Source organism: Paenarthrobacter sp. MSM-2-10-13, assembly GCF_011605365.1.
Classification (GTDB): Bacteria; Actinomycetota; Actinomycetes; order Actinomycetales; family Micrococcaceae; genus Arthrobacter.
The window spans coordinates 422,731-446,999 of record NZ_JAAOXO010000003.1 but is presented as its reverse complement, the minus strand read 5'-3'; the positions used below and the strand labels follow the sequence as shown (position 1 = coordinate 446,999).

Sequence of the window (24,269 nt, the reverse complement as noted above, 5' to 3'; positions counted from 1 at the left end):
ACGGCCGCCAAACGCGGGCTGGATACCGTTGCCGCATGATCGGATCACTAGCTTCGCTTGCCAGTTCAGTCGGCACCACCATAGCGGCCTGGATTGAGGCAGCGTACGTCCTGGATTGCACTGGCCCGTCGGCGGAGGAACAGGGTGCAGGTGGCCCGGGGAGCATGAGTGATTTGTCATGGCTACCTGCCCTCAGCGGCGTCACGGTTGCCAGTGCTCAGGCCATCCAAACGCACGCCGCAAGGGTGCGTTCAGAGTCCTAGAAGCCGCTCGGAATGCTGCAGAATGTCGCGTTGGGCACACTTTTCGCTGATCTCCTCAGATATGCCCTAAACTGCTTCACTGAGGTGCCGGAAGAGGCACTATGCAGCAACGAAAGCGAAGCTCAATGGCTACTGATTACGATGCCCCGCGCAAGACAGAAGAAGAGTCTCCCGCCGAGTCGCTTGAGGCCCTTCAGGCATCCCGAGGAAACACTGCGCAGACTGCGGTCATCGACGTCGAGGAAAACGATACCGCCGAAGGAATCGACCTGCCCGGAGCAGATCTTTCCGGTGAAGAACTGACAGTTATTGTGGTCCCGGAGCAGTCCGACGAATTCACGTGCGGCTCCTGTTTCCTGGTCCGTCACAGGTCCCAGATTGCATTGGAAAAGAACGGTCTTAAGTTCTGTAAGGATTGCGAAGGCTAAATAACGCCAAGGTCTCGTTATCTTCGGTTACGAATATGGGCGCGAGCACCCCCTGCACGGCCGCCCAATGCCCAAAATATGGCCCGACAATAACCCTCTTGTGACCACCGCTGCGCCCACTTAACGGTTGCGCCCCGAAGCGGCCACAACCCACCCAAACACCCTGCTGCGCTCCTACTGTTGAAGTATCAACTTCGCCTGAAGGGGGCACAAAAAATGAGGAAATTTGGAGCGGGTTTGGCAGCGGTCATGGCAGCTGCCGGTCTCGGTCTGGTGGCGCCGGGGCCAGCCTCGGCAGCAACATATTGCGGTATCTCGTGGGGTTCCATGGCCAAGGCAGACCTCGACATGAGCTCCGCCAGTGTCACCAACGTTCGCACCGGGCAACAGCCCTGCTACGACCGCCTGGTGATCGACATGACAGGTAAGGTGGCCGGCTACGTCGTTCAGTACGTTCCTGTAGTGACCCAGGATGCCACCGGCTACCCCATCCCGGTGCTGGGGGATGCTGATCTCCAAGTGATGGTCACGGCGCCGTCGTACAACCAGTACAACCAGCCGACTTATGTGCCGGCAGCCAAGGCCGAATTGTCCAACGTCTCCGGTTATCAGACCTTCCGGCAGGTGGTTTACGCGGGCAGTTTTGAGGGCACCACCAGCATTGGGCTGGGCGTCCGTGCACGTCTTCCGTTCCGGGTCTTCACCCTGGACGGGCCCGACGGCGGTTCTCGCCTGGTAGTGGACGTGGCGCATCGTTGGTGATTGACGGGGCGCTGAAGTGCCCAGATCGCGGGAAAGCTGCCAATTCGCCCGGAGATGTCCGGCGAACTGGCAGCTTTCCCACGAACTCCGCGGAAGGCGGGCCTACTCCGGCACCACCAGAGCCGGCGTGTCCTTTCGGATGGTCTCGCCACGGAAGAACCCGGGCCGAACACGGGACATGATCAACATGACCACTACGCCCAAAGCCAGGATGCCGATGCCCAGGACGAATACGAGCCCCACCCCGAAGATCTCCGAGCCACTGCCGAACTCGGGAGCCCAGCTGTCCACGGCAGTCTGCAGGAACACGACGAACAGGCCGACGCCACCCAGCAGCGGGCAGACGAGTCGCAGGAAGAAATTCCTGGCGCTGGAGAACACGCTGTTGCGGAAGTACCAGACACAGGCGATGGCCGTGAGTCCGTAGTAGAAGCAGATCATCAGGCCAAGGGCCAGAATGGTGTCGTTCAGGACGTTTTCACTGATCACGTGCATCACCGCGTAGAAGCCCGCGGACAGGACGCCGGCCGCTATGGTGGCGAAGCCCGGCGTCGAGAACTTCTTGCTCATGTGGCTGAAGCGCTCCGGCAGGGCGCCGTAATGCGCCATGGCCAACAGGCTGCGGGAAGGCGAAGTGAACGTGGACTGCAGGGACGCCGCTGAGCTGGAGAGCACAGCGAGGGACATGAGGATGGCGAACGGACCCATGACCGGCGATGCGAGTGCGGTGAAGACGTTGGCGTGGTTTTCCTCGTTGTTCAGGCCGATCCCCGTATCGCCGACGCCTGCGAACATCATGGTGGCAATGGTGACCAGGAGGTAGATGCCCAGGACGATCACCGCTGTCAGCGTGCCTGCCAGGCCCGCGGTCTTCTTACCGTTGGCCGTTTCCTCGTTGACGGTCAGGCATACATCCCAGCCCCAGTAGACGAAGATCGACAGTGAGATACCGGCTGCGATCTGGCCGAACGTCTCGATCTTGGTGACGTCGAACCAGTCCCAGCTGAAGGGCACAGCAGTTTCGGAGGTGGACCAGTTAGCGAACGCCATGGCGACGAACAGGCCAAGGACCAGCAGCTGGAATCCCACCAGGCCGTACTGGACAATCTTGGTGGTGTGAAGCCCTCGGTAGCTGATCCAGACAGCAAGTGCCACGAAAACGAAGCACGTGGCAACGTTGAGCAGCTTGTTCGAAGCGAGGTCTGCGAGCTCGGGTGAACCCGTGGCCTGTGCGAGGAACAGGTAGAAAAAGTCCACGGCCACGCCCGCCAGGTTGGACAGAACAATGATGTTGGCGGCCAGCAAACCCCAGCCGCCCATCCAGCCAACCCACGGTCCGAACGCTTTGGTTACCCATGTGAAGGTGGTGCCGCTGTCGGGGGAGTCTGCATTGAGTTCCCGGTACGCCAAGGACACCAGGATCATCGGGATGAACCCGATCAGGAAGATGACAGGCAATTGCAGCCCGACTTCGTTGACAGTTGGGCCAAGCGCACCGGTGAGGGTGTACGCCGGGGCGATGGTGGAGATGCCAAGAACGACGACGGCGAGGAGCCCCAACTGCCCCGTCTTCAGTCCCTTGCCGCTGATGTCATGCGACTTCGCGGCTTCACTGCCGCTGCGTCGGATTGTCTGGCTCATGTGAGGCCCTTTCTAGATGGCCGAAAGTTGTTGCTTGGTGCTGCGGAGCATGCTGCCGCCCCTGAGGGCCGAGGGTGCCGTGGGCGCCGTGGCGTTGGGGGGCCGGGCCATCCAGGCGCGTCAGTTCGATCGTGGTGTGATTGGTACTCCGGTGAGACGACAGTCACTAAATGAATAGTGTTCATTTAGTATGTCGTGAGTCACGCTCGGGCGCAAGGCCTGAAATGAATGACGTTCATATGTGACTGGTCTATGGGTACTTTGGGGTCCGGGTCTCTGGGTATCCCGGGGTCCGGGGGTGGGTGTCTGGTGACGTGGGTGTTGGGCTTGCTGCGGGGTGTTTTCCGCACGGGCCCTGTTTTCCACATAGGCCCTGGTTTCCACATACGGAAGTTGTGGTCTTATAGCGCTTGCTGCGTGCTGGAAGAGTTGGGGCATGGAGCAGATCCGGGCCACGCAGACGCCGTCATACGATGATGAGCTCGGGCGCGCCTGGGAAGCTCTACCCGGGCACTCCTACTCCGCACTCCCTGCTACGGGGCCTGTGTCAGGCCATTCATCGCCCCGGGTGTCTGACCTCGTCGCGCTCCTTGGCTCTGTTCCGCTTGCCGGCTCCAGTGGAGAGCTGATTGATCAGCTCCGGGGGTTGGAGGAGCTGAAGTCGGCCATCACCGGTCTGCAGGCGCGGGCTGCTGTGGCGTTTGATCTTGCCCAACGGGCTGAACAGGCCCGAGCTGGTGTTCCTGCGTCCGAGCGTGGTCAGGGTGTCGGGGCGCAGCTGGCGTTGGCCCGGCGGGAGTCTCCCAATAAGGGTCCCCGGTTATTGGGCTTGGCGAGAGCGTTGGTGACGGAGATGCCCTGCACACTGGCCGCCCTGGAATCGGGCCAGCTCAATGAATGGCGGGCCATGCTGCTGGTGAAGGAAACAGCGTGCCTGTCCGTGGAGGACCGGTGCGCGGTGGATGAGGAACTCGCCCCGGACACCGGGACCTTCGAAGGCAAAGGCGACCGGGCCATCATCGCCGCGGTCAAGGCTGCCGCGTATCGTCGTGATCCCCGTTCGGTGGCCCAACGCGCCAGTCACGCAGCCACCGAACGGACCGTGAGCCTGCGACCCGCCCCGGACACCATGACTTACCTGACCGCCCTCCTACCAGTGGCCCAAGGCGTCGCGGCGTATGCGGCCCTGACCCGTGAGGCTGATACTGCCCGGGCCGGCGGTGACTCCCGTTCCCGCGGCCAGGTCATGGCTGACACCCTGGTCGAACGCGTTACCGGAACCCCGGGCGGGGTCGCGGGCATCAACCTCGATCTGGTGATGACGGACCGGACCCTGTTTCAGGCAGACAGCGAACCGGCCCGGCTCAAAGGCTATGGAATCGTCCCGGCCCAGTGGGCCAGGAAACTACTTCGTGAACCTCAGGCAGACGAAGCAAGTGGTTTGGCGACCGGCCAGGCAGGCTCACCAGTTCCGGACCGCGACTTCACCGTGTGGCTGCGGCGGCTCTACACCGCACCCGGAACGGGCGAACTCCTGAACATGGACTCCAAAGCCCGACTCTTCCCACCCCGGCTCCGACGATTCATCGAAGCCCGGGACGACACCTGCCGCACCCCCTACTGCGACGCGCCCATCCGGCACATCGACCATGTGGTCCCCTGGCGCTCCGGCGGAACCACCACACCTAACAACGGCGCAGGACTCTGCGAAGCCTGCAACCACACCAAAGAAAACCCCGGATGGAACAGCAAGAGGGTGACCGGGGACAAACAAGGCGGCCACACGCTCCAGATCAGCACACCCACAGGCCACGCCTATGTATCCAAGGCGCCTCCACTGCCGGGGCATGTCCGCGCCCAGCCGTTACAATCCGCGCCACCTGTAGCAATGTCGAATGAGTGTGCTGTGGATGTGGCTCGCTCGTCGTCGGGTCAGCAGTCGGAACCTTTGCCTGCTGAAGGCGCGGAATGTGGATCCAGCGGCCAGCTGAAACCGCGCATGGCGGGAATCTAATCTTGGGCCAGCGTCTAAGCAGCCACGGTGGGCAGGGTTAGAATCTCGGCGCCGTCTTCGGTGATGGCGATGGTGTGCTCGCTGTGGGCAGTGCGGCAACCGGTCGCACTGCGGAGCGTCCAGCCATCGGCGTCGGTGACCAGTTGGGAGGTGTTGGCCATCACCCAGGGCTCCAAGGCCAGTAGGAGTCCTGGCCGTAGCTTGTACCCTCGGCCGGGGCGGCCCATGTTCGGAACGTGCGGCTCCTGGTGCATGGTTGAGCCGATGCCGTGGCCTCCGAACTCGGTGTTGACGGGGTATCCGGCTTCGCTGAGGACTGAGCCGATGGCATAGGAGAGGTCGCCGATTCGAGCGCCCGGCCGGGCGGCCTCAATGCCTGCGCGCAAGGCACGTTCGGTTGCTTCGATCATGGCCACACTCTCAGCCGGCCTGGACTCGCCAACGATGAAGCTGATGGCAGAGTCGGCCGCGATTCCGTCCTTCAAAACTGCCAGATCCAGGGTCAGGAGGTCGCCCTCGGCCAGGTTGTAATCCGTGGGTAACCCGTGCAGGACGGCATCATTGACGCCAGTGCAGATGTAGTGCCCGAATGGTCCGCGACCGAAGGATGGGGCGTAGTCCACATAGCAGGAGACGGCCCCGGCCTCGAGGATCATGCTCTTGGCCCACCTGTCAATGTCCAGGAGATTCGTTCCTACCGTTGCGCGGCCCTTCAGCGTGTGCAAAATGTTGGCGACCAGAGCGCCGGCTTCCTTGGCCCGGCCTAGTTCTGAGTGGCTCAGGATCTCGATCATGCGGGACCTTTCATGTAGCAACCAATAACTATCCCGGCCATATTATCCCGGTATTACAATTGGATCCATGGTCAGGTTGCCGCTTACACCCGCAGAGGCCGAGCGCGGACAACGCCTCGGAGCTCTCTTGCGTCGAGCGCGGGGTGAACGCTCCATGCTGGAAACGGCTCTGGATGCTCGAGTGTCGCCCGAAACGCTTCGAAAGATCGAATCAGGGCGGGTTGCGACGCCCGCGTTCCCCACTGTTGCTGCGATCGCCGAGGTTCTGGGACTATCCCTCGATGAGGTCTGGGCGGAGATCAATCAGCAGGAGCGTGCCATTGAGCCGGACAGCCGACGTCGGAGCGCCCGCGAATGGTTGGCCTCGTAGCCTGAGTGCTGAGCTGCCAGTGTTGCGCGCCTCAGCGCTTGGGTCGTGCCCGGACGTGGAGCCGTTCGCCCTGCTGCCCGAAGAGAGTGAGAAGCTCCACCGGCTCTTTGGTGGCGCTGGCAAACCAGTGTGGTGTGCGGGTATCAAATTCCGCCACCTCGCCCGGTTTCAGGACAAAGTCGTTCTCGCCTAGGACCAATCTGAGCTTGCCGTTGAGGATATACACCCAGTCGTAGCCCTCATGTGATTGCGGTGTGGGAGTCTCCTTGCCCGTGCCACCCCTGAGGACCATCTTGAAGGCCTGGATGCCGCCAGGGCGTCGCGTGAGAGGAACGGCCGTTCCCCACTCGTGAACGTGCGGCTTGAGATGAATGCGGGGATCGCCCGTTTCGGGGGCATCAATCAGCTCTTCCAAGGGGACCTGATACAGCCGCGCAATGGGGAGAAGAAGCTCCAAGGTCGGTTTGCGTTGACCTGACTCAAGCCGGGAGAGCGTGCTCACGGAGATGCCTGTTACTTCCGAAGCTTCAGTAAGGGTCACGTTGCGTTGGGTCCTCATCGCGCGCAGGCGAGGGCCGACGGCGTCGAGCATGATGCTGAAATCGGTAGTCATGTTCCCCAGTTTGCCATATCGGCAAACTTCCTTGCTGTTTCTTGCCTTCTGGCAAACCATGGAAGAAGCGGCGCAGGGCCGCTGGATACGTGGAGGCACTTGTGGGTACGGAAATCGAGAACATCGGAACGGTGGACGAGTATGACGTCGTAGTGGTGGGAGGTGGCGCGGCTGGCTTGAGTGCCGCGCTGACCCTCGGCAGGGCCTTACGGTCCGTCCTCGTCATCGACGCCGGCGAGCCGCGAAATGCTCCCGCGGCCGGGGTGCACGGATTCCTGTCGCGGGACGGAATCAATCCCAAGGAACTGCTGGAACTCGGACGCGCGCAGGCGATCCAGTACGGAGTGGACATCGTGTCCGGCATCGTAGTCGGGGCACGCTCGAAGGCCGGCCCTGCGAACGGATCCGAACCCACCTTCGAGGTGGATCTGGCAGACGGACGAACGGTGAGAGCCCGCCGTTTGCTGGTCACCACCGGACTGGTGGACATACTCCCGGACGTGCAAGGCCTTCGTGGGCGGTGGGGCAAAGATGTCCTGCACTGCCCCTATTGCCACGGCTGGGAAGTCCGGAACAAAGCGATCGGGATCCTGGGGTCAGGGCCGATGGCATTGCACCAGGCGTTGCTGTTCCGCCAATGGAGTTCCAACATCACCTTGTTCCTCAATGACGTGGTGGAGCCGACGGAAGAACAATGGGAGCAGTTGGCTGCCCGTTCCATCACCGTAGTGGACGGCAAAGTCCAAGCCCTCCAAGTAACTGACGACGCTTTGGCGGGTGTCATCCTGACGTCGGGAACCACCATCCCAGTAGAAGCTGTAGTCACCGCCCCACGGTTGGAGGCCAGGTCTGCCGTGCTGGAATCCTTGGGCGTCCCCACGGTGGAGCACCCCATGGGGGTGGGAAGCCACGTAGAGGTCAATCCAATGGGTGGTGCCACGTCAGTGCCGGGTGTCTACGCTGCAGGAAACGTCACCGACCTCATGGGCCAGGTGATGGCCTCTGCAGCCGCAGGTGTCATGTCAGGAGCCGTAATCAACGCAGATCTCATGATGGAGGAGACCAATCGGGCTGTTGAGGATGCGCGCAAGTCGGCTGTATCCCGCTGATAGGAATCCCGGACCGAATCGAAATTCGACAAGGAAAGGCGCTGCGCATGCAGCGCCTTTCCTTGTGCGAGTGGGCCCGTAGTAAGGCTCCGGCACCCTAGGATGTAGACGTCAGGAATTCCCGGGCAGCCGTCACCAGCGCTTCGGTTCCGCGAGCCAGCGTCGGCTCAATGACGGGAGCAAAGTACGGCGAGTGATTAGAGGGAATGTCCTCCGGAAGCCGACCTGTTGTGGCGAACTCCTTGAACAGGGCAGGTTCGGCGCCACCCAGGAACCAGAAAACCAGGGGAGCTCCGGCGGCCTTCGCGAGGGCTCCAACGTCTTCGCTTCCGGACACCGGGCCAGGGTCCATGATCTGTGCCTCGCCGAACTTTGCTTTGAAGGCAGCGGACACCCTGCCGGTCGCAGCTTGGTCGTTGACGGTCAGCGGGAAATGCTCTTCAAACTTAATCTCAGGGTCCTTGGGCGCGCCTGAAGCTGTGGATTCACTCTTGGCAATGCGCTCAATGGAACCGAGGATCTTGTCCCTTGTGGCATCGCTGAAGGTGCGGACGCTCAGGCCTAGAGTTGCTGTTTCGGGGATGATGTTGTTCTTGGTTCCTGAATGAATCTGCCCAACAGTCACCACCGCGGAGTCACTGGCGGCGAGCTCACGCGACACAATGCCCTGCAACCGCACGGTGGTTGCAGCTGCCATCAGCACCGGGTCAACAGTGGTCTCCGGACGCGATCCGTGGCCACCTCGTCCGTGCAGGGTGATGTTGAGGGAATCGGCGGACGCCATGGTGACGCCGGGCCGGATGCCGAACCAGCCGGCGGGGAACGGGGCAACATGTTGGCCCAGGACGATATCTGGTTTCGGCACCACGTTATACAGCCCGTCGGCAACCATGGTTGCTGCCCCGCCGCCCCATTCCTCGGCCGGCTGGAAGAGGGCGATCAGGGTGCCCTGCCACTCATCACGCCGGCCCGCCAGAACCTCCGCCGCGCCTACTAGGCAGCTCACATGCACGTCATGGCCGCAGGCGTGCATGACAGGCATGTCTTTGCCCTCATGATCAACACCCATCGCAGTGCTTGCGTAGTCCAAACCCGTTGTTTCCTTGACCGGCAACGCATCCATGTCGGCCCGGAGCATCACCACCGGCCCGGGCCCATTGTCCAGAACACCAACAACGCCGGTCTTTCCGATATTGCGATGAACGGTGAAGCCAAGATCTTCAAGATGTCCCGCAGCGATCCCGGCTGTTCGGGTCTCCTGAAAGGACAGTTCGGGGTTGGCGTGCAGGTCTTTGTAAAGCTCTTCGAGGTCAATGGTCATGAGTTTGCCCTTTTCGTTCGACGCCATAGTTTGGCCAGTGTATCCAGCCCATAAATGCATAGTCTGGGAAGCCCCGGCACACTGGAGGGCATGAACCATTCCGAATCAGTCACCACACAGCTGTCCACTGTTGAGGAGTGGACCAAGGCGCTGGCAGAATCCAGCGGGTCCCCGGGAGGCGGTGCTGCAACCGGGGTGATGCTCTCCATCGCGGCGTCGTTGACGTCCATGGTGGCCGGATATACCGAGCCGGAAAAGTCGCAGCACCAACAGCTCGACGGCATTCACTCCCGTGCTCTCAAACTCCGGCAAACTGCCCTGCAACTAGCCGATGACGACGCTTCCGCTTCCAATGCCTTCGGCGCCGCTTTCCGCCTGGATCCCGGACCTGAACGCGAGAAGGCCATCCATCAAGCCTCCGTCGATGCCGCTAAGGCATCAGCGGTGCTCGGGGAGCGGGCCATTGATGCCATTGAAGACCTCGGGTGGCTCGCCGCCAACGGAAATCCTGCGCTGATCGCCGACGTCGTAGTGGGTTTCGGGGCACTCCGGGCAGCCATAGCCGGGGCCCGAACCAACGTAAGCTTCGACCTCGCATCCCTGACCTCCGCCGGCGCCACGCTGCAGGAAGTCAGGGAACAACACCCGGACTTGTGGAACACAGTCAGCCAGCTCAGCGAAGCCCTCGACAGAATCGACCAACTGACTGCCGGCGTCGACAAAAAAGCGGCGCCGACCGAAGCCTTGTGAGGCCCGGTTTGCATGGCAAGTCCCTACGGAACCATGCAGAGCGGGCCTCACAACCGCATTACTGCGCCTTCGGCGCTCTGCCTATTACTGCGCCTTCGGCACACGCCGGAGCACGACGGCGGCGAGCACTGCCGCGCCAGCCATCAGTACCAGCCCAATCGCCGCAGTGATGTGGACGCCGGACTCGAAAGCTGTCCGGGCGGCATGTGTCAACGCCTCCGACAATGGAGCCGGAAGAGCGCCCGCCGCATCAACAGCACCGGCGAGGGTTTCACCGGAATTCCCGGCGGCCTGCTCGGAGATGCCGTCCGGCATGATCAGGTTGTGCTGGTAGGACGCCGTGAGGATGGAGCCAAGTACTGCCGTTCCCAGGAGCGACCCCAGCTCGTAGCCGGTCTCGGAGATGGCCGAGGCGGCGCCGGATTTGTCGGCCGGCACCGATGCCAGGATGAGGTCATTTGAGATCGTCTCCGCCGCGCCAACCCCCACGGCCAACACGGTGAGCGCCGACAACAGGAACACGGGGCCGCTGCCGTGATCGCCCACTACGACGATCAGATAACCCACAGCGCTGAGCGTCAGGCCTGCGGCCACAACGAACCCTGGCCGCACGCGCTTGACCAATGGCACCACCAGTAGTCCGGCGATGACCGTGGCCAGGAGGGCGGGAATCATGGCGATACCGGCCTCCATGGGGGACTGGCCCTCAACGAGTTGCAAGTGCTGTGCGAAGAAGTAGATGAAACCCGTCATAGAGAACAGGGACAGCACGTTCGCCACGATGGCCGTGCTGAACACCTTGTTCTTGAACAAGGCAACATCCAACATGGGGTTCTCGATCCGCTGCTGGCGACGCACGAACAGGATACCCATCACCACGCCAAAGCCCATGAAGGCTGCTGCGGAGGCTCCGAAACCATGAACCGCGAATTCCTTGATCCCGTATACGAACGGCGCCATGGTGACGACGGACAGAACGATACTGCGCACATCCACACGTCCAGGGTTGGAGTCCTTGGACTCCGGAATCAGGACCCGGCCGAAAGCCAGCAGGGGGAGGAGTAGGAATGCTGCAACCAGGAAGACGGCGCCCCACCAGAAGTGCTCCACCAGCCAGCCGCCAAAGATCGGGCCAAGGGCGGCGCCACCGGAGAACCCGGCTGCCCAGACAGCGATCGCCAAGCGGCGACGGTTGGGGTCGGTGAAGATGTTCCGGATCAAGGACAACGTGGACGGCATCAACATGGCGCCGAAGACACCAAGACCGGCGCGCCCGGCGATCAACCATTCAGCGGACGGCGCGAATGCTGTAGCAGCCGACACCGCCGCGAAGCCCGTACTGCCGATCAGCAGCAGCCGCCGTCGTCCGATCCTGTCGCCCAAATTGCCCATGGAGACGAGCAGCGCTGCGAGGACCAGCGGGTACGCATCAACAATCCACAGCAACTGCACGCCTCCGACATTCAGGGAGCGGGCAATCTCCGGCAAGGCAAAGGTGAGCGCGGTGTTGTCGACGGCCACCAGCAGCACCGGAAACATCAGGAGTGCCAAGGCCGTCCAGTCGCGCCACGGTGCCGCTTGGCCCTCGACGGGGTGAGCGGAACGGGGTGCTTGGGTTGAGGACGGCGAGAACATGGATTCAACTATACCGTCCAGACGGTATAGTTTCAACTATAGCCCCCATGAACCTTTAGGGAATGATGGATACATGCCACGAAAACCAATTGCCCGGGACGCCGTCCTGGATGCCTTTGAAGCCCTCCTCATAGAAGTAGGGGAGCGGGCTGCCACACTAGACGCCGTCGCCAAGCGGGCAGGCGTGTCCAAAGGCGGACTGCTCTACCACTTCCCCAACAAGGAAGCGCTGATTACGGCCCTTTTGGAGCGCCTGGACCTGCTGGCCGATGAAGATACCGAACTCATGAAGGCGGCGCCGGATGGTTCAGCGGCATACTTCATCAGGTCCTCTCTCTGGGCAGATACGCCCATGGACCGGGCATTCGTCGCCGCTACCAGGCTGGCTGAGGTGGCTCACGAGGAAACCCGCCGCAGGTTTGCCGCAATTCAGCAGCGGTGGCTTGACGTGCTGGCAGAAGACGTCGGACCAGAGGTTGCCAAGGCTGTGAGCTATATGGGCGACGGACTCTATTTCAACGCGATCTTTGAAGGTGGCCAGGAGGGCGGCTACGCCGGGCGGGAGGCCGACGTCGAAATCCTTCTGGGGGTCCTTGAACGCCTGCGGAAGTAGCAGCTCATCCATTTGCTGCTGAGGCCCGAGCGTAGGACAATTAACTCTTGTGGCGTGCCCTACATGGTGCCCATACACAATTGAACATGCCTTTGATCTGCGGCGGGAGAGTCCTGCAGGCAAGTGATGCAGGCGCCGTAGGAGCAAACCCTCCCCAGGAATCTCTCAGGCCCACGCACCGCCGCGGCGAGGCAACTCTGGAAAGCAGCAGGTACTCAGCCTATCCACGGGCGAACGGGTACTGTGCTCACCGACGGTGCAAGCGATGGTTGTTCACGCAACGCGCGGAAACTCTCAGGTCCAATACAGAGCGGGGAGGAACCCAGCCGCTGTGGCGTACCCAAACGCCGCCCAAGTAATGGAGTTCCTTCGTGACGGTTAGTTCTGCCTCCACCACCTTCGTCGATCGGCATATCGGCGCCCGCCGCCAGGCCGACATTGAGACCATGCTCAAGTCCGTCGGTTACGACACCGTCGATTCGCTGGTCGACACCGCCGTCCCGAACGATATCCGCCAGGATGTTGCCCTCACCCTGCAAAACGCCCTGAGCGAAGTTGAGGTTCTTGCCGAGCTCCGCAAGCTCGCCTCCAAGAACAAGACTGCCGTTCAGATGATCGGCCAGGGCTACTACGACACCGTGACGCCGCCGGTGATCCGCCGCAACATCCTGGAATCTCCGGCTTGGTACACCGCCTACACCCCCTACCAGCCGGAAATCTCGCAGGGCCGCCTCGAAGCGCTCCTCAACTTCCAGACCATGGTCCAGGACCTGGTTGGCCTGCCGATCGCCAACGCCTCCCTGCTGGACGAAGCAACTGCCGTGGCCGAGGCCGTCCTGATGATGCGCCGCGCCAACAAGAACAAAGCTGCCCAGGATGGCAAGACCGTCCTTGACGCCGACTGCCTGCCGCAGACCATCGCGATCGTGAAGGGCCGCGCGGAAGCGCTTGGCTTCGAGGTTGAGGTGGCCGATCTGTCCCTGGGCCTCCCGGAAGGCACCATTAACGGCGTCGTCCTGCAGCAGCCCGGTGTCTCCGGCCGCGTGTTCGACCACTCCGCCGTCATCGCCGCAGCCAAAGAACGCGGCGCACTGGTCACCGTGGCTGCAGATCTTCTGTCCCTGACGCTCATCACCCCTCCGGGTGAGCAGGGCGCCGACATCGCCGTAGGTTCCGCGCAGCGACTGGGCGTTCCGCTGTTCTTCGGCGGCCCGCACGCTGCCTACATGGCCGTCCAGAAGGGTCTGGAGCGTTCCATGCCCGGCCGTCTGGTGGGCGTTTCCAAGGACGACGCCGGTGTCCCCGCCTACCGCTTGGCGCTGCAGACACGTGAGCAGCACATCCGCCGCGAGAAGGCCACCTCCAACATCTGTACTGCGCAGGCGCTCCTGGCCATCGTCGCGTCGATGTACGCCGTTTACCACGGCCCTGAAGGCCTGAAAGCGATCGCGGAGACCGCGCACGGTCACGCCCGTACCCTTGCAGCGTCCCTGAAGGCGGCCGGCGTCGAGGTCCTCCACGGTTCCTTCTTCGACACCATCACCGTCCGCGTCCCCGGTAAGGCTGCGGAGATCGTGGCCGCCGCTGAGGCCAAGGGCATCAACCTCCGCGGCGTTGACGCCGATGCTGTTGGCATCTCTGTAGACGAGACCACTACATCTGAGATTGTCGGCGGTCTCCTTGAAGTCTTTGGTGCTTCGGTAACCGAAACCGCTGAAGGCTTTGCGCTTGAAGATTCCGTGGAGCGCACCAGCGATTTCATGCAGCACCCGGTGTTCAACACGCACCGCTCCGAAACCCAGCTCCTGCGCTACATCCGCAAGCTCTCTGACCGCGACCTCGCGCTGGACCGCACCATGATTCCGCTGGGCTCCTGCACCATGAAGCTCAACGCTACGGCAGAGATGGAAGCCATCTCCTGGCCGGAATTCGCCTCCATCCACCCGTTCGCACCGGACTCCCACACCGAGGGCTGGCGTGAACTCATCGGCGACCTCGAAGCCCAGCTGACCGAGATCACCGGCTACGACCAGGTTTCCATCCAGCCCAACGCCGGTTCTCAGGGCGAGCTCGCGGGCCTGCTGGCGATCCGCGGCTACCACCTGTCCAACGGCGATGATCAGCGCAACGTGTGCCTCATTCCTGCTTCCGCGCACGGCACCAACGCTGCCTCGGCAGTGCTCGCCGGCATGAAGGTAGTGGTTGTAGCCACCGCTCCCGATGGCACCATCGATCACGTTGACCTCAAGAACAAGATCGAAGCTAACCGCGACGCTCTCTCCGCCATCATGATCACTTACCCGTCCACGCACGGTGTGTACGACGCCGACGTCCGCGAAGTCTGCGACGCCATCCACGAGGCCGGCGGCCAGGTGTACATCGACGGCGCCAACCTCAACGCGCTGGTTGGCTTGGCCCAGCCGGGCAAGTTCGGCGGCGACGTGTCCCACCTGAACCTGCACAAGACCTTCTGCATCCCGCACGGTGGTGGTGGACCCGGCGTTGGCCCGGTAGCGGCCAAGGCACACCTGGCGCCGTTCATGCCCGGTGATGCCGCGTCTTGGACTGAGGGCAACGACGTCCCGATTTCCGCATCCCGTTTCGGTTCTGCCGGCGTTCTGCCGATTTCCTGGGCGTACGTGAAGCTCATGGGCGGCCAGGGTCTCACCGAAGCCACCAAGTCCGCGTTGCTCGCTGCGAACTACATCGCTTCACGCCTCAACGAGTACTTCCCGGTCCTCTACACCGGCGAAGGCGGACTTGTTGCCCACGAGTGCATCCTCGACCTCCGTGAACTGACAGCCAAGACCGGCGTCACCGCTGAGGACGTTGCCAAGCGCCTCATCGACTTCGGCTTCCACGCACCCACCCTGGCCTTCCCGGTAGCGGGAACGCTCATGGTGGAGCCCACCGAGTCCGAGGACCTTGCGGAGATCGACCGCTTCATCGAAGCCATGATCGCCATCCGTGCCGAGATCGACCAGGTTGCCCACGGCGACTTCTCCGTGCAGGATTCCCCGCTCCGCCGCGCACCCCACACGGCAGCCGCCGTCGTAAGTTCCGATTGGGACCGTTCCTACCCGCGTGAGCAGGCCGCCTTCCCGGTCCACCACCTGAAGCAGGACAAATACTTCCCGCCGGTGGGTCGCATCGACGGCGCTGCAGGCGACCGTAACCTGGTCTGCTCCTGCCCTCCGATCGAAGACTTCGAGAACTAAGGGGTTCCGGAAAATGACTGAGAACTACACAGCCCTTTACGAAGAGCACAAGAAGCTCGGCGCCTCCTTCACCGACTTCGGGGGCTGGCAGATGCCCCTCAAGTACTCGTCCGAACTGGCCGAGCACCACGCCGTCCGCAAATCCGCAGGCCTGTTCGACCTCTCCCACATGGGGGAAGTCTGGGTCACCGGGCCCGAGGCGGCCGCGTTCCTGGACTACGCCTTGGTAGGCAAGATCTCCGCCATGGCCGTCGGCAAGGCCAAGTACTCGCTGATCTGCCAGGAAAACGGCGGCATCATCGATGACCTGATCGTCTACCGCCGGGCCTCTACCGAAGAAGGCTCGGACAAATTCCTGGTGGTTCCGAACGCAGGCAACGCTGCGGTTGTGGCGTCCGCGCTGCAGGAGCGCGCCGCCGGTTTTGACGTCGTAGTTGAAGACGCCTCCGCTGAGACCTCGCTGATTGCCGTGCAGGGTCCCCTCGCCGAAGCCATCCTGCTCCGCCTGGTGCCCGCCGAACAGCACGCACTGGTCACCGAACTCAAGTACTACGCGGCGGTGGAAGTACCGTTCACGTTCGACGGCGGCACGCAAGACCTGCTGCTCGCCCGCACCGGATACACCGGCGAAGACGGCTTTGAGATCTTTGTGGCCAACGAATCAGCTGCCGCACTGTGGCAGGCGATTGCGGCTGCCGCGAATGAAGGCGAACTCACCCCGGCCGGCCTCGCCTCCCGCGATTCCCTGCGTCTCGAAGCCGGAATGCCCCTCTATGGCAACGAGCTCTCCCGTGAAGGCAACCCCTTCGCAGCAGGACTCGGTCCCGTAGTGGCATTGTCCAAGGAAGGCGACTTCGTCGGCAAGGACGCACTGGCTGCACTGAAGGCCGACGGCGCCGGCTCCACCAGCGGACGGAAACTCGTTGGCCTGAAGGGCCTCGGTCGCCGTGCCGGACGCAGTCACTACCCGGTCCTCAAGGACGGCGCAGTGATTGGCGAAGTCACCTCCGGCCAGCCCAGCCCCACGCTCGGCTACCCGGTAGCGTTGGCGTATGTCGACGTCGCTTTTGCTGAGCCGGGCACCGCGCTGGATATTGACCTGCGCGGTAAGAGTGAGCCGTTCGAAGTCGTCGCACTGCCGTTCTACAAGCGGGTTCGCTGAATCAGTCGCCTTCGGCCGGCGGGTCCGACCTCCTCTGCATGCTCGGTCGCATGTGCGCCCGCTGAGCGGACGCGATGCTCCACGGGGGCCACGCCGTCCGGGTTCCCTGGCCGAGCTTGCGAGGCGAGGGGGACGGTGGGGAGCATGCTGCCGGAGGCCGGACTCGCGTGGCCGTGCGGTGGGGGAGCGGATTCCGGAAGCGTGCGTCAAAGCGACGAAGGAGCAGCACGCGGAGGAATTCGGTGCCACACCGCCAGGCCAACCACTCAGACGGCCCACACGCGACACAATTAGATGTAGCCACTACACGTAAAGGAAACAGAATGCCCAAAGTAGCGCCCGAACTTCAGTACTCCGACGAGCACGAGTGGGTTTCACGCGGAGACGGGAACTCCGTGTCCGTTGGTATCTCCGAGGTTGCCACCGACGCACTGGGTGACATCGTGTACGTCGACCTCCCCGAGGTTGGTTCCTCTGTAACTGCTGGCGAGACCTGTGGCGAAGTTGAGTCCACCAAGTCCGTCTCTGACCTGTACTCGCCGGTCACCGGTGAGGTCACCGAGATCAACGACGCCGTTGTATCCGACCCCGCCCTGATCAACAACGATCCCTACGGCGCCGGTTGGTTGTTCAAGGTCGCCGCTGAGTCCGAGGGCCCGCTGCTCTCGGCTGAGGAATACGCCTCCAAGAATGGCGGAGACCTCTCCTAACTCCCACCCCGACCGAGTCCGATTCGGGGGTTCGCTGCGGGCTGTGCCGTGCGCACGGCATGTTCTGCAGCTAGACCCCGAATTGGGCGCCGGGCTGACCGGCACACGGGGGGGGCGGCCCTCCGGTAGGACCATCTGCCGGACCGTTTTCAAGCTTTGTTAAGGAATCCCGACCATGGCTGTTGGCGTTTTCGATCTGTTTACTGTGGGTATTGGCCCGTCGAGTTCTCATACTGTGGGGCCGATGCGGGCCGGGGCGGTGTTTGCCCGGGAGCTCAAGGACGCTGGTGTCCTGGGTTCGGTGGCTTCGCTGCGGGTTGATTTGTATGGTTCGTTGGCTGCGACGGGCCGGGGGCACGGGACCATGACGGCTACGTTGCTGGGTTTGGAGGGTTATCACCCTGAGCTGATCCTGCCGGACGAGGTTGAGGAACGGCTCGCTGCGATCGCCGAGACGGGTGTGCTGAATCTGGCTGGTGCTTCGGGTGGGGGTGTGGAGTTGCCGTATGCGGTGGAGGATATGGTTCTTCATCCGTTGACGGTGTTGCCGCGGCATACGAATGGGATGAAGTTTCAGGTCTGTGATGCTGAGGGGAACGTTCTCAGGGAGGCGACGTTCTTTTCGGTGGGTGGTGGGTTCATTGTCCGGGAGGGTGAGGAAGACGCGGCTCTGGAGGATCTTGAGGAGTCGAAGAAGGAGTTGCCGTTGCCGTTTAGGACGGCGGCGGAGTTGATGGGCCGGTGTTCGTCCAAGGGGTTGGGCATTAGCGACATCATGTTCATCAATGAGCGTGCCAGCAGGTCTGAGGAGGAGATCCGTGAGGGTCTTCTGCATATCTGGTCCGTGATGGAGGCCTGTGTTGAAACGTCGTTGAAGCGTGAGGGTGTGTTGCCTGGGGGTTTGAAGGTTCGTCGTCGTTCTCCTGATTGGTTGGAGCGGCTCCTGAAGGAGGACAAGGACCGGAATGATCCGAAGTATTGGCAGGAGTGGGTGAATTTGATCGCGTTGGCGGTCAATGAGGAGAACGCTTCCGGTGGCCGGGTGGTGACGGCGCCGACCAATGGTGCGGCGGGCATTATTCCGGCGGTGTTGTATTACGCGTTGAACTATGCCCCGGGCATGGACAAAGCTACCCAGCAGGACCGGGATGATGTGGTGGTGAAGTTCCTGCTCGCTGCTGGTGCTGTGGGGGTTTTGTATAAGGAGCAGGCGTCCATTTCGGGTGCTGAGGTGGGGTGTCAGGGTGAGGTGGGGTCGGCGTCGTCGATGGCTGCTGCCGGGTTGGCTGAAGTGATGGGCGGTACGCCGGGTCAGGTGGAGAACGCGGCGGAGATCGCCATGGAGCATAATTTGGGGCTGACGTGTGATCCGATCGGGGGGTTGGTGCAGATTCCGTGTATTGAGCGGAACGCGATCGCGGCGGCGAAGGCCATCAACGCGGCGAAGATGGCGTTGTGGGGCGATGGGACGCATCGGGTGTCGTTGGACGAGGTGATCGTGACCATGCGGGAGACGGGCAAGGACATGTCCCATAAGTACAAGGAAACCGCGATGGGCGGCCTGGCCGTCAACGTCGTCGAATGCTAATTCTGTAGGCTGTGGGTTCACAACTGTCTCTGGGGGGACCGTATGAATGATCAAGTAAATCCCATTGTTCCCACGCTGTGGGAAGCCGCAGTGGTGGGGGCCGGGCTAGTGTCACTGCTTCTGTTTGTAGCTGCCCTGATCCTGGTACTTCGCACTAAGTCCTTCTCACCGGGCGTTCGGTTCGCGTTGGCGCTATTGGCGCTTGCTGTGCCCGTCGCCGGCCCAGTGGCGGCCGTTGTGGTGGCACTTCTTGAGCAGCGAAGGGCCCGGCGCCCCATTACTGTCAGCCCCTGATGTCATGCTGTATCCATGAGCGGGGGATACAGCAGGGACTTTCTGCGGACACGGCTTGAACTGCCCAGTCCGTCGGCAACCACCATTCTTTTGGACTACACCCACTTCTCCGTGCGGTTCCGGGTTGCCCGGAAGCTCGCGGCAATTGTGGGAGTGAACATCAACGGCAAGGAACTGGTGCCGCTGGCCCGTGAGGGGTCATGGCATGTGGATGACAGAATCCCCCGGGAGCAGCAGGCCGGCCCGGATCTGTACAAGAACAATGCGTTTGATCGCGGCCATCTGGTCCGGCGCCTGGATCCGGTGTGGGGCGATTCAGCAACGGCGAAGAAAGCCAATCAGGACACCTTTAGTTACACCAATGCGGCACCACAAATTGATGACTTCAATCAGGGCAAGGAGCTCTGGGTGGGGCTCGAAGACCACGTTCTTGGCCATGCTGATGCCTATGACGCAAAGCTGAGCGTGTTCACGGGGCCGGTGTTTGTCGATGACGACCCCGTATATCGGGGTGTTCAGATCCCTCGAAAGTTTTGGAAAATTGCGGCATGGACCAACGACGCCAAGCTGGCCGCCGTCGGCTTTGTCCTGGACCAGTCACCCATGCTGGGCAAGGTGGAGCTGAAGAAGGCAATCGTCCAGCGGCTCCTTGAGGGCGAGCCACCGCCGCTGGGCCCCTTCAGGACGTTCCAAGTGCCCATCGGGCAGATAGCGGATCTGACCGGGCTCAGCCTCAGCAGGCTGATCAATGCGGATCGGCTTGTGAGCGGCCAGCGGGAATCCGGCGTGGAACCCAGGGCCATAGAGCTGGAGAGCATGGAGCAGATCAGGCTCTGAACCGTGGTGATCCAGCAGAATCGGGCGATATCCACATACCCCGATAGACTTGGGGCTGCATGTCCGCATGCGCACTACGCTTTTGAACACTGCACCAAAACCCTGAGATTGGACACGGCCACCTTGCGAGAATTTACCGCCCGCTTTGCCACCGCCGAGGAAATCGATAACTGGGACAAGCACGTCACGGCAAATCCGAACGGCGGCAACATGCTGCAGTCGGACGCCTACGCGGCGGTCAAGGACGGAAACGGCTGGCTCGTCCGGCGGCTCGTCGTGGAGACTCAGGAGTACTCCAGCTACAACCTGCTCCTGGAGAAGAAGTTCCCCGTAATGGGTCGGCTCTGGTACCTGATCAAGGGACCGGACGTCCTGGAGGTCAGTGACATTCAGCCGGCCCTGAAAGCAGTGGCCGCGCTGGCTCGCGAGAAGAAGATGAACGTCTTCAGCATCAAGATCGAGCCTGACATTGTGGACTCGGCTGAGGCCGTGGCAGAACTTAATGCCGCCGGACTGGTCAAAGCTCCCAACATCCAGTCCAATGACTCCACGGCTCTGCTGGATATCTCCGCGCCGGCCAATGAAGTCCTCCGCAGCATATCCTCGCGTGCCCGTAATGCCGTGCGTAGGGCGGAGCGTGAAGGCTGCGAGGTAGTTCAGGCCGAGCCGGGTGAGGACAGCTACCGCAAGCTCTACGCCCTCATGCGGAACACCATGGACGCTAAAGGCTCCATGCCGCTGCGGAGCTACGAGTACTACTCCAGGTTCTGGGAAGAGTTCTGCAGCCGTGGGCAGGGCCACTTCTTCTTCGTATATGAGGACGGCGCACCTAGCGTTGGTGCATTCGTCATCAATTACGGATCGAAAGCGACGTACAAGGACGGCGGCTCTACCCAGAACCGCAAGCAGTACGGCGACTCCCATCTGGTCCAATGGGCAGCGATCCAGCGTATGCAGGAGCTCGGTTGCGTGGAGTACGACTTCTGCGGCACACCCTCTGCTGACCGGATCAAGGACAAGAGCCACCCCCTGTACGGACTGGGATCGTTCAAGACAAGCTTCACCAAAACCGTGACGGACTTCGTGGGTTGTTATGACCTTGTCCTGGGCCCCGTCCGCCACAAGCTGTGGCTCAAGGGCGCTGAGAAGGTGTTCAGAAGGCTCGAAACCAGGCGTACCGGCGGTCAGTTCTACTGACGGCCACCCGCAGCCAGCACGCCAAATTCAGGCCCGCCCCGGCCACCAACGGGTGCAATCTACTTTTAGGTGAGGTAATTTCTTTGACTCCGATTGAGGCTGGAACCGACATGGAATTCGTGATTCTCAGTGACGCTGATTTCGAGACATTCGCCAAGGGACACCCGCAGGGGAGCTTCATCCAGTCCATGGATCTGACGCGTTTCCAGCGCGCCCGTGGGCAGGAAGTGGAACTCTTCGGTGTGACTCGCGGCGGCACCCTCATTGCTGCGGGAAAGCTGGTGTACACGTCCAACCGCATCGGGTACAAGACCGCAGACTGCGCCAAGGGACCCCTGATGGACTACAGCGACCCCACAGTGGTGAGCTTCGTCGTCGAGCGGTTGAAGAAGCATGCGGCCTCCAAGAAGGCTGCCGAGCTGCGCATTTCGCCCAACATCCGGTACATCGCGCGGGACGAAGAAGGCGCCGAACACCCCGAAGTTGAAGACAACCGCCCGCTGCTGAAGGAGCTCAAAGGGCTTGGCTTCACGCACCAGGGCTTCGACATGAACTTCGCCAATATCAACTGGATGTTCATCAAGCAGCTCGACGGGATTGCTGACTCCGAAGAGCTCATCATGGGGATGAACTACCGCACGCGCAAGGCCATCCGTAAAGCCGAGAAAAACGGCGTCTACCTGGAACAGGCCACGCTGGAGACGCTGGACGATTTCTACAACGCGCTGAGCACCGCTGGTGATGAGAAGGGCTTCACGTACCGCGAACGCGAGTACTACGAGCAACTCCTGCGGAATACCTCCGATGAGTTCACCAAGCTCATGATGGCCAAGATCAACATTCCCGAGTACCGGGCCTCCATCACGGAGCGCCTGGAAGCCGAGTCCAAGACCTTGGCCGATCTGAAGCGCGAGGTCGAGGAGACCGGCAGCAAGAAGAAGGCCAACCGGGTCAAAGTGGTCCAGGACCTGGTGGACAGCTACGAGCGCAGCCTCAAGGACATTGAACGCTTCCCCGATTCCGTGGGTGTGGCTACGGTGGCCGCCATCCACTTTGCGTGCTCCGGCGACGAACTGGTGTGCGTCATTGGCGGAACAGTGCAGGACTACATCTACTTCAACGGCGCCACGTCCCTTTACTGGGGCATGATGCTGCACGCGTTGAACAACGGATACTCGCGCTACAACTTCTATGGCACGTTCGGTATCCAAGGCCAGGATGAAACCGGCCATGGAGGCTACGAATTCAAGAAGGGCTTCGGTGGCGAGGTGGTCCAGTTGGTGGGCGATTTCGTAGCGCCGGTGAACCCGCTCATCTTCCATGGCTACCGCGCGGTCAGGAAGCTCGCAGGGGCCGCCCAGACAGTTCTGGGACGATTGCCCCTTGAGAAATTGCCGGTAGTAGGAAAATTTCGGAGGAATCGCTAATCACACAAGCCAAGGGAGGATCACCGCGTGACTGAACGCCCCGACGGGTCCGCCAACAGGCCCCATACCGACGGGTTGCCTAAAACCCAGCCGTTGCGGCCATCCCAGGTCCGGCAGAACGTCAACGCCAAGCGCATGCTGATGCGTTTGGTTCAAGGCGATAGCCCGCCCACCGCACCCATGAACATCGTGGACCGGTTGGCCGGAAGTCCTTACGCCAACCCCACTATTCAAGTGGTGGGTGTGGACGCTTCGGCCCGCAAGACCATCGACTTCGCTCTGCATTTGGCCGAAGTCATGTTCCGTTATGGTGCAGGTGCCCTTGAGGTGGAGACCAGCATGATTGCGGTCACAGCAGCTCTTGGCCTTAAGAACGTTGAAGTGGACATCACCAACCAGTCGGTGGCCATCAACTATGCGCCCAAAGACCAGACTCCCATCACGCTGCTGCGTGTAGTGCGCTCCTGGACCAACAACTACGCCGGCCTGGCCCAGGTGCATCAGTTGGTCACGGACATCGTGGCAGGGGGAGTAGGCCGCGACGAAGCCGTGCGCAGGTTGAACGAGATCATCCGCAGCGCCAAACCGTTCCCCCGGTGGATGGTCACCATTGCGTTCGGTATTTTCTCGGCGGTATTTGTTGGCGTACTGGGTGGGGGACTGGGCGCGTCGGTGGTTGCCTTCTGCTCCAATATCCTGATCAGCCTGCTCTCCCGGCAGCTAGCACGGTGGCGCACAGCGGACTTCTTCAACACCATGGCGTGCGCATTCCTGGTTACCTTTATTGCCCTGATGCTGCGGTGGGCGGGTGTGGACATTGCTCCTTCCATTGTGGTTGCCGGCGGAATCCTGCTGCTGCTGCCAACGGGTCGACTTGTCTCATCTGTTCAAGACGCGATCAACGGCTTCCCGGTAACGGCGGCGGGCCGCTTTCTTTCCACGGCACTGACATTCGGTGCGATCGTGGCAGGTATCGGCGTCGCCGTGGTGGTGGGAACGCTCATGGGCAGCGCCGTCCTGGACGTCACGCAAACCTTCCCGGACGCGTATCCGCTGTGGATCCAGGCAGTGCTCATTGCCATCGCGGTGGTGGCCATCGGCGTCACCGAACAGACTCAAATGCGGCTGTTACTCCCGACGGCGGCAGTTGGCATAGTGGGCTTCTTCGTCTTGTGGGGGGTGGGCGAAGCCGGCCTTGGCGACCGCTTGTCGCCAGCGGTCGCCGCCGTGGCCATCGGCTTGTTGGGCCGTGTAGTGGCGCTCAAACTCGGGGCACCGCAGCTTGTTGTGGCTGTTCCAGCTGCACTGATCCTGCTGCCAGGTCTGACGATCTTCCGCTCCATGTACGCGCTCACCGTTGAGGGGGGCAACATCCTTCTGGGTGCGGGTGGAATGCTCAACGCCGGCGCCATAGTGCTGGGAGTGGCGGCGGGCATTGTGCTGGGCGACAACTTGGCCAGACCGCTCACGAAGGGGTTGTCCAGCAACGAACGGCGCAGGGTACGCAGGCGCTAACCACAAAA

The 24,269-nt window shown here is 61.9% G+C and carries 22 protein-coding genes and 1 riboswitch; of the genes, 17 read left to right on the top strand and 5 right to left on the bottom strand.

Features of this window, described 5'->3' with window-relative positions; genetic code table 11:
• The first annotated feature begins 35 nt into the window (after positions 1-35).
• The 3 genes from HAV21_RS10350 to HAV21_RS10340 all read left to right on the top strand — a co-directional run bounded on the left by HAV21_RS10350 (position 36) and on the right by HAV21_RS10340 (position 1,453).
• Positions 36-263 (top strand): hypothetical protein, encoded by a 228-nt coding sequence (locus HAV21_RS10350; RefSeq protein ID WP_142936499.1) that lies wholly within the window; start codon positions 36-38, stop codon positions 261-263.
• 125 nt (positions 264-388) lie between these two features.
• A complete protein-coding gene (locus HAV21_RS10345) occupies positions 389-691 on the top strand; it encodes a DUF4193 domain-containing protein (RefSeq protein ID WP_024819766.1) in 303 nt (100 codons plus the stop codon).
• Positions 692-907: 216 nt separating this feature from the next.
• On the top strand, positions 908-1,453 hold the full coding sequence (locus tag HAV21_RS10340) for a hypothetical protein (protein ID WP_142936498.1): 546 nt from the start codon (positions 908-910) through the stop codon (positions 1,451-1,453).
• A gap of 102 nt (positions 1,454-1,555) precedes the next feature.
• On the opposite strand, the gene HAV21_RS10335 is transcribed toward HAV21_RS10340, so the two are convergent.
• Complete coding sequence (locus HAV21_RS10335) at positions 1,556-3,094, bottom strand: APC family permease (RefSeq protein ID WP_142936497.1); 1,539 nt, start codon at positions 3,092-3,094, stop codon at positions 1,556-1,558.
• A 436-nt stretch (positions 3,095-3,530) separates the two neighbouring features.
• Here HAV21_RS10335 and HAV21_RS10330 point away from each other — a divergent pair, with 436 nt between their 5' ends.
• A complete protein-coding gene (locus tag HAV21_RS10330; protein WP_166841618.1) occupies positions 3,531-5,108 on the top strand; it encodes an HNH endonuclease signature motif containing protein in 1,578 nt (525 codons plus the stop codon).
• Between the two features lie 14 nt (positions 5,109-5,122).
• Here the strand turns inward: HAV21_RS10330 and map are convergent, their stop codons facing one another.
• Positions 5,123-5,902 carry a type I methionyl aminopeptidase gene (map, locus tag HAV21_RS10325; protein ID WP_142936495.1) on the bottom strand — a complete coding sequence of 260 codons (780 nt, stop codon included), beginning with the start codon at positions 5,900-5,902 and terminating at the stop codon, positions 5,123-5,125.
• A 67-nt stretch (positions 5,903-5,969) separates the two neighbouring features.
• Here map and HAV21_RS10320 point away from each other — a divergent pair, with 67 nt between their 5' ends.
• Positions 5,970-6,272 carry a helix-turn-helix transcriptional regulator gene (locus HAV21_RS10320; protein ID WP_142936494.1) on the top strand — a complete coding sequence of 101 codons (303 nt, stop codon included), beginning with the start codon at positions 5,970-5,972 and terminating at the stop codon, positions 6,270-6,272.
• A 31-nt stretch (positions 6,273-6,303) separates the two neighbouring features.
• Here HAV21_RS10320 and HAV21_RS10315 read toward each other — a convergent pair whose 3' ends face one another.
• The gene (locus HAV21_RS10315; RefSeq protein ID WP_166841617.1) at positions 6,304-6,885 is read right to left on the bottom strand and encodes an XRE family transcriptional regulator; all 582 of its coding nucleotides are present in this window, start codon (positions 6,883-6,885) and stop codon (positions 6,304-6,306) included.
• 122 nt (positions 6,886-7,007) lie between these two features.
• On the opposite strand from HAV21_RS10315, the gene HAV21_RS10310 reads away from it, so the two are divergent.
• The gene (locus tag HAV21_RS10310; protein WP_347877639.1) at positions 7,008-7,994 is read left to right on the top strand and encodes an NAD(P)/FAD-dependent oxidoreductase; all 987 of its coding nucleotides are present in this window, start codon (positions 7,008-7,010) and stop codon (positions 7,992-7,994) included.
• A gap of 97 nt (positions 7,995-8,091) precedes the next feature.
• Here the strand turns inward: HAV21_RS10310 and HAV21_RS10305 are convergent, their stop codons facing one another.
• Positions 8,092-9,315: an amidohydrolase gene (locus HAV21_RS10305; protein WP_166841668.1), complete on the bottom strand. Its 1,224-nt coding sequence runs from the start codon at positions 9,313-9,315 to the stop codon at positions 8,092-8,094.
• Between the two features lie 90 nt (positions 9,316-9,405).
• On the opposite strand from HAV21_RS10305, the gene HAV21_RS10300 reads away from it, so the two are divergent.
• Positions 9,406-10,065, top strand: coding sequence for a cyclodeaminase/cyclohydrolase family protein (locus HAV21_RS10300; protein ID WP_166841616.1), 660 nt, complete (start codon positions 9,406-9,408; stop codon positions 10,063-10,065).
• A gap of 84 nt (positions 10,066-10,149) precedes the next feature.
• On the opposite strand, the gene HAV21_RS10295 is transcribed toward HAV21_RS10300, so the two are convergent.
• The gene (locus tag HAV21_RS10295) at positions 10,150-11,700 is read right to left on the bottom strand and encodes an MFS transporter (protein WP_166841615.1); all 1,551 of its coding nucleotides are present in this window, start codon (positions 11,698-11,700) and stop codon (positions 10,150-10,152) included.
• A 73-nt stretch (positions 11,701-11,773) separates the two neighbouring features.
• Here HAV21_RS10295 and HAV21_RS10290 point away from each other — a divergent pair, with 73 nt between their 5' ends.
• From HAV21_RS10290 to HAV21_RS10245, 10 genes are all read left to right on the top strand, one after another.
• Entirely contained in the window at positions 11,774-12,313 is a 540-nt protein-coding gene (locus tag HAV21_RS10290) for a TetR/AcrR family transcriptional regulator (protein WP_166841614.1), read from the top strand.
• A gap of 93 nt (positions 12,314-12,406) precedes the next feature.
• Positions 12,407-12,504, top strand: a riboswitch (glycine riboswitch).
• A 180-nt stretch (positions 12,505-12,684) separates the two neighbouring features.
• A complete protein-coding gene (gcvP, locus tag HAV21_RS10285) occupies positions 12,685-15,531 on the top strand; it encodes an aminomethyl-transferring glycine dehydrogenase (RefSeq protein ID WP_166841613.1) in 2,847 nt (948 codons plus the stop codon).
• 13 nt (positions 15,532-15,544) lie between these two features.
• Positions 15,545-16,693, top strand: coding sequence for a glycine cleavage system aminomethyltransferase GcvT (gene gcvT, locus HAV21_RS10280; protein ID WP_166841612.1), 1,149 nt, complete (start codon positions 15,545-15,547; stop codon positions 16,691-16,693).
• Positions 16,694-17,016: 323 nt separating this feature from the next.
• On the top strand, positions 17,017-17,403 hold the full coding sequence (gcvH, locus tag HAV21_RS10275; protein ID WP_024819780.1) for a glycine cleavage system protein GcvH: 387 nt from the start codon (positions 17,017-17,019) through the stop codon (positions 17,401-17,403).
• Between the two features lie 175 nt (positions 17,404-17,578).
• Positions 17,579-18,991, top strand: a complete 1,413-nt coding sequence (locus HAV21_RS10270; protein ID WP_166841611.1) for an L-serine ammonia-lyase — start codon at positions 17,579-17,581, stop codon at positions 18,989-18,991.
• Between the two features lie 42 nt (positions 18,992-19,033).
• A complete protein-coding gene (locus tag HAV21_RS10265; protein ID WP_142940109.1) occupies positions 19,034-19,285 on the top strand; it encodes a hypothetical protein in 252 nt (83 codons plus the stop codon).
• Positions 19,286-19,300: 15 nt separating this feature from the next.
• A complete protein-coding gene (locus HAV21_RS10260; protein ID WP_166841610.1) occupies positions 19,301-20,122 on the top strand; it encodes a DNA/RNA non-specific endonuclease in 822 nt (273 codons plus the stop codon).
• 108 nt (positions 20,123-20,230) lie between these two features.
• Entirely contained in the window at positions 20,231-21,319 is a 1,089-nt protein-coding gene (locus HAV21_RS10255; RefSeq protein WP_142940107.1) for a peptidoglycan bridge formation glycyltransferase FemA/FemB family protein, read from the top strand.
• A gap of 110 nt (positions 21,320-21,429) precedes the next feature.
• Entirely contained in the window at positions 21,430-22,746 is a 1,317-nt protein-coding gene (locus tag HAV21_RS10250) for a peptidoglycan bridge formation glycyltransferase FemA/FemB family protein (RefSeq protein WP_142940106.1), read from the top strand.
• Positions 22,747-22,773: 27 nt separating this feature from the next.
• Positions 22,774-24,261 (top strand): threonine/serine exporter family protein, encoded by a 1,488-nt coding sequence (locus HAV21_RS10245; RefSeq protein WP_142940105.1) that lies wholly within the window; start codon positions 22,774-22,776, stop codon positions 24,259-24,261.
• The last annotated feature ends 8 nt before the right edge of the window (positions 24,262-24,269 follow it).

What these genes read in the sequence shown, in the direction of transcription:
- HAV21_RS10300 (WP_166841616.1), top strand. Translation starts at nt 9,406, where the DNA reads ATGAACCATTCCGAATCAGTCACCACACAGCTGTCCACTGTTGAGGAG.
- gcvT (WP_166841612.1), top strand. Translation starts at nt 15,545, where the DNA reads ATGACTGAGAACTACACAGCCCTTTACGAAGAGCACAAGAAGCTCGGC.
- HAV21_RS10315 (WP_166841617.1), bottom strand. Translation starts at nt 6,885, where the DNA reads ATGACTACCGATTTCAGCATCATGCTCGACGCCGTCGGCCCTCGCCTG.
- HAV21_RS10305 (WP_166841668.1), bottom strand. Translation starts at nt 9,315, where the DNA reads ATGACCATTGACCTCGAAGAGCTTTACAAAGACCTGCACGCCAACCCC.
- HAV21_RS10350 (WP_142936499.1), top strand. Translation starts at nt 36, where the DNA reads ATGATCGGATCACTAGCTTCGCTTGCCAGTTCAGTCGGCACCACCATA.
- HAV21_RS10335 (WP_142936497.1), bottom strand. Translation starts at nt 3,094, where the DNA reads ATGAGCCAGACAATCCGACGCAGCGGCAGTGAAGCCGCGAAGTCGCAT.
- HAV21_RS10295 (WP_166841615.1), bottom strand. Translation starts at nt 11,700, where the DNA reads ATGTTCTCGCCGTCCTCAACCCAAGCACCCCGTTCCGCTCACCCCGTC.
- gcvH (WP_024819780.1), top strand. Translation starts at nt 17,017, where the DNA reads ATGCCCAAAGTAGCGCCCGAACTTCAGTACTCCGACGAGCACGAGTGG.
- HAV21_RS10330 (WP_166841618.1), top strand. Translation starts at nt 3,531, where the DNA reads ATGGAGCAGATCCGGGCCACGCAGACGCCGTCATACGATGATGAGCTC.
- HAV21_RS10290 (WP_166841614.1), top strand. Translation starts at nt 11,774, where the DNA reads ATGCCACGAAAACCAATTGCCCGGGACGCCGTCCTGGATGCCTTTGAA.
- map (WP_142936495.1), bottom strand. Translation starts at nt 5,902, where the DNA reads ATGATCGAGATCCTGAGCCACTCAGAACTAGGCCGGGCCAAGGAAGCC.
- HAV21_RS10265 (WP_142940109.1), top strand. Translation starts at nt 19,034, where the DNA reads ATGAATGATCAAGTAAATCCCATTGTTCCCACGCTGTGGGAAGCCGCA.
- HAV21_RS10270 (WP_166841611.1), top strand. Translation starts at nt 17,579, where the DNA reads ATGGCTGTTGGCGTTTTCGATCTGTTTACTGTGGGTATTGGCCCGTCG.
- HAV21_RS10250 (WP_142940106.1), top strand. Translation starts at nt 21,430, where the DNA reads ATGGAATTCGTGATTCTCAGTGACGCTGATTTCGAGACATTCGCCAAG.
- HAV21_RS10260 (WP_166841610.1), top strand. Translation starts at nt 19,301, where the DNA reads ATGAGCGGGGGATACAGCAGGGACTTTCTGCGGACACGGCTTGAACTG.
- HAV21_RS10320 (WP_142936494.1), top strand. Translation starts at nt 5,970, where the DNA reads ATGGTCAGGTTGCCGCTTACACCCGCAGAGGCCGAGCGCGGACAACGC.
- HAV21_RS10340 (WP_142936498.1), top strand. Translation starts at nt 908, where the DNA reads ATGAGGAAATTTGGAGCGGGTTTGGCAGCGGTCATGGCAGCTGCCGGT.
- HAV21_RS10345 (WP_024819766.1), top strand. Translation starts at nt 389, where the DNA reads ATGGCTACTGATTACGATGCCCCGCGCAAGACAGAAGAAGAGTCTCCC.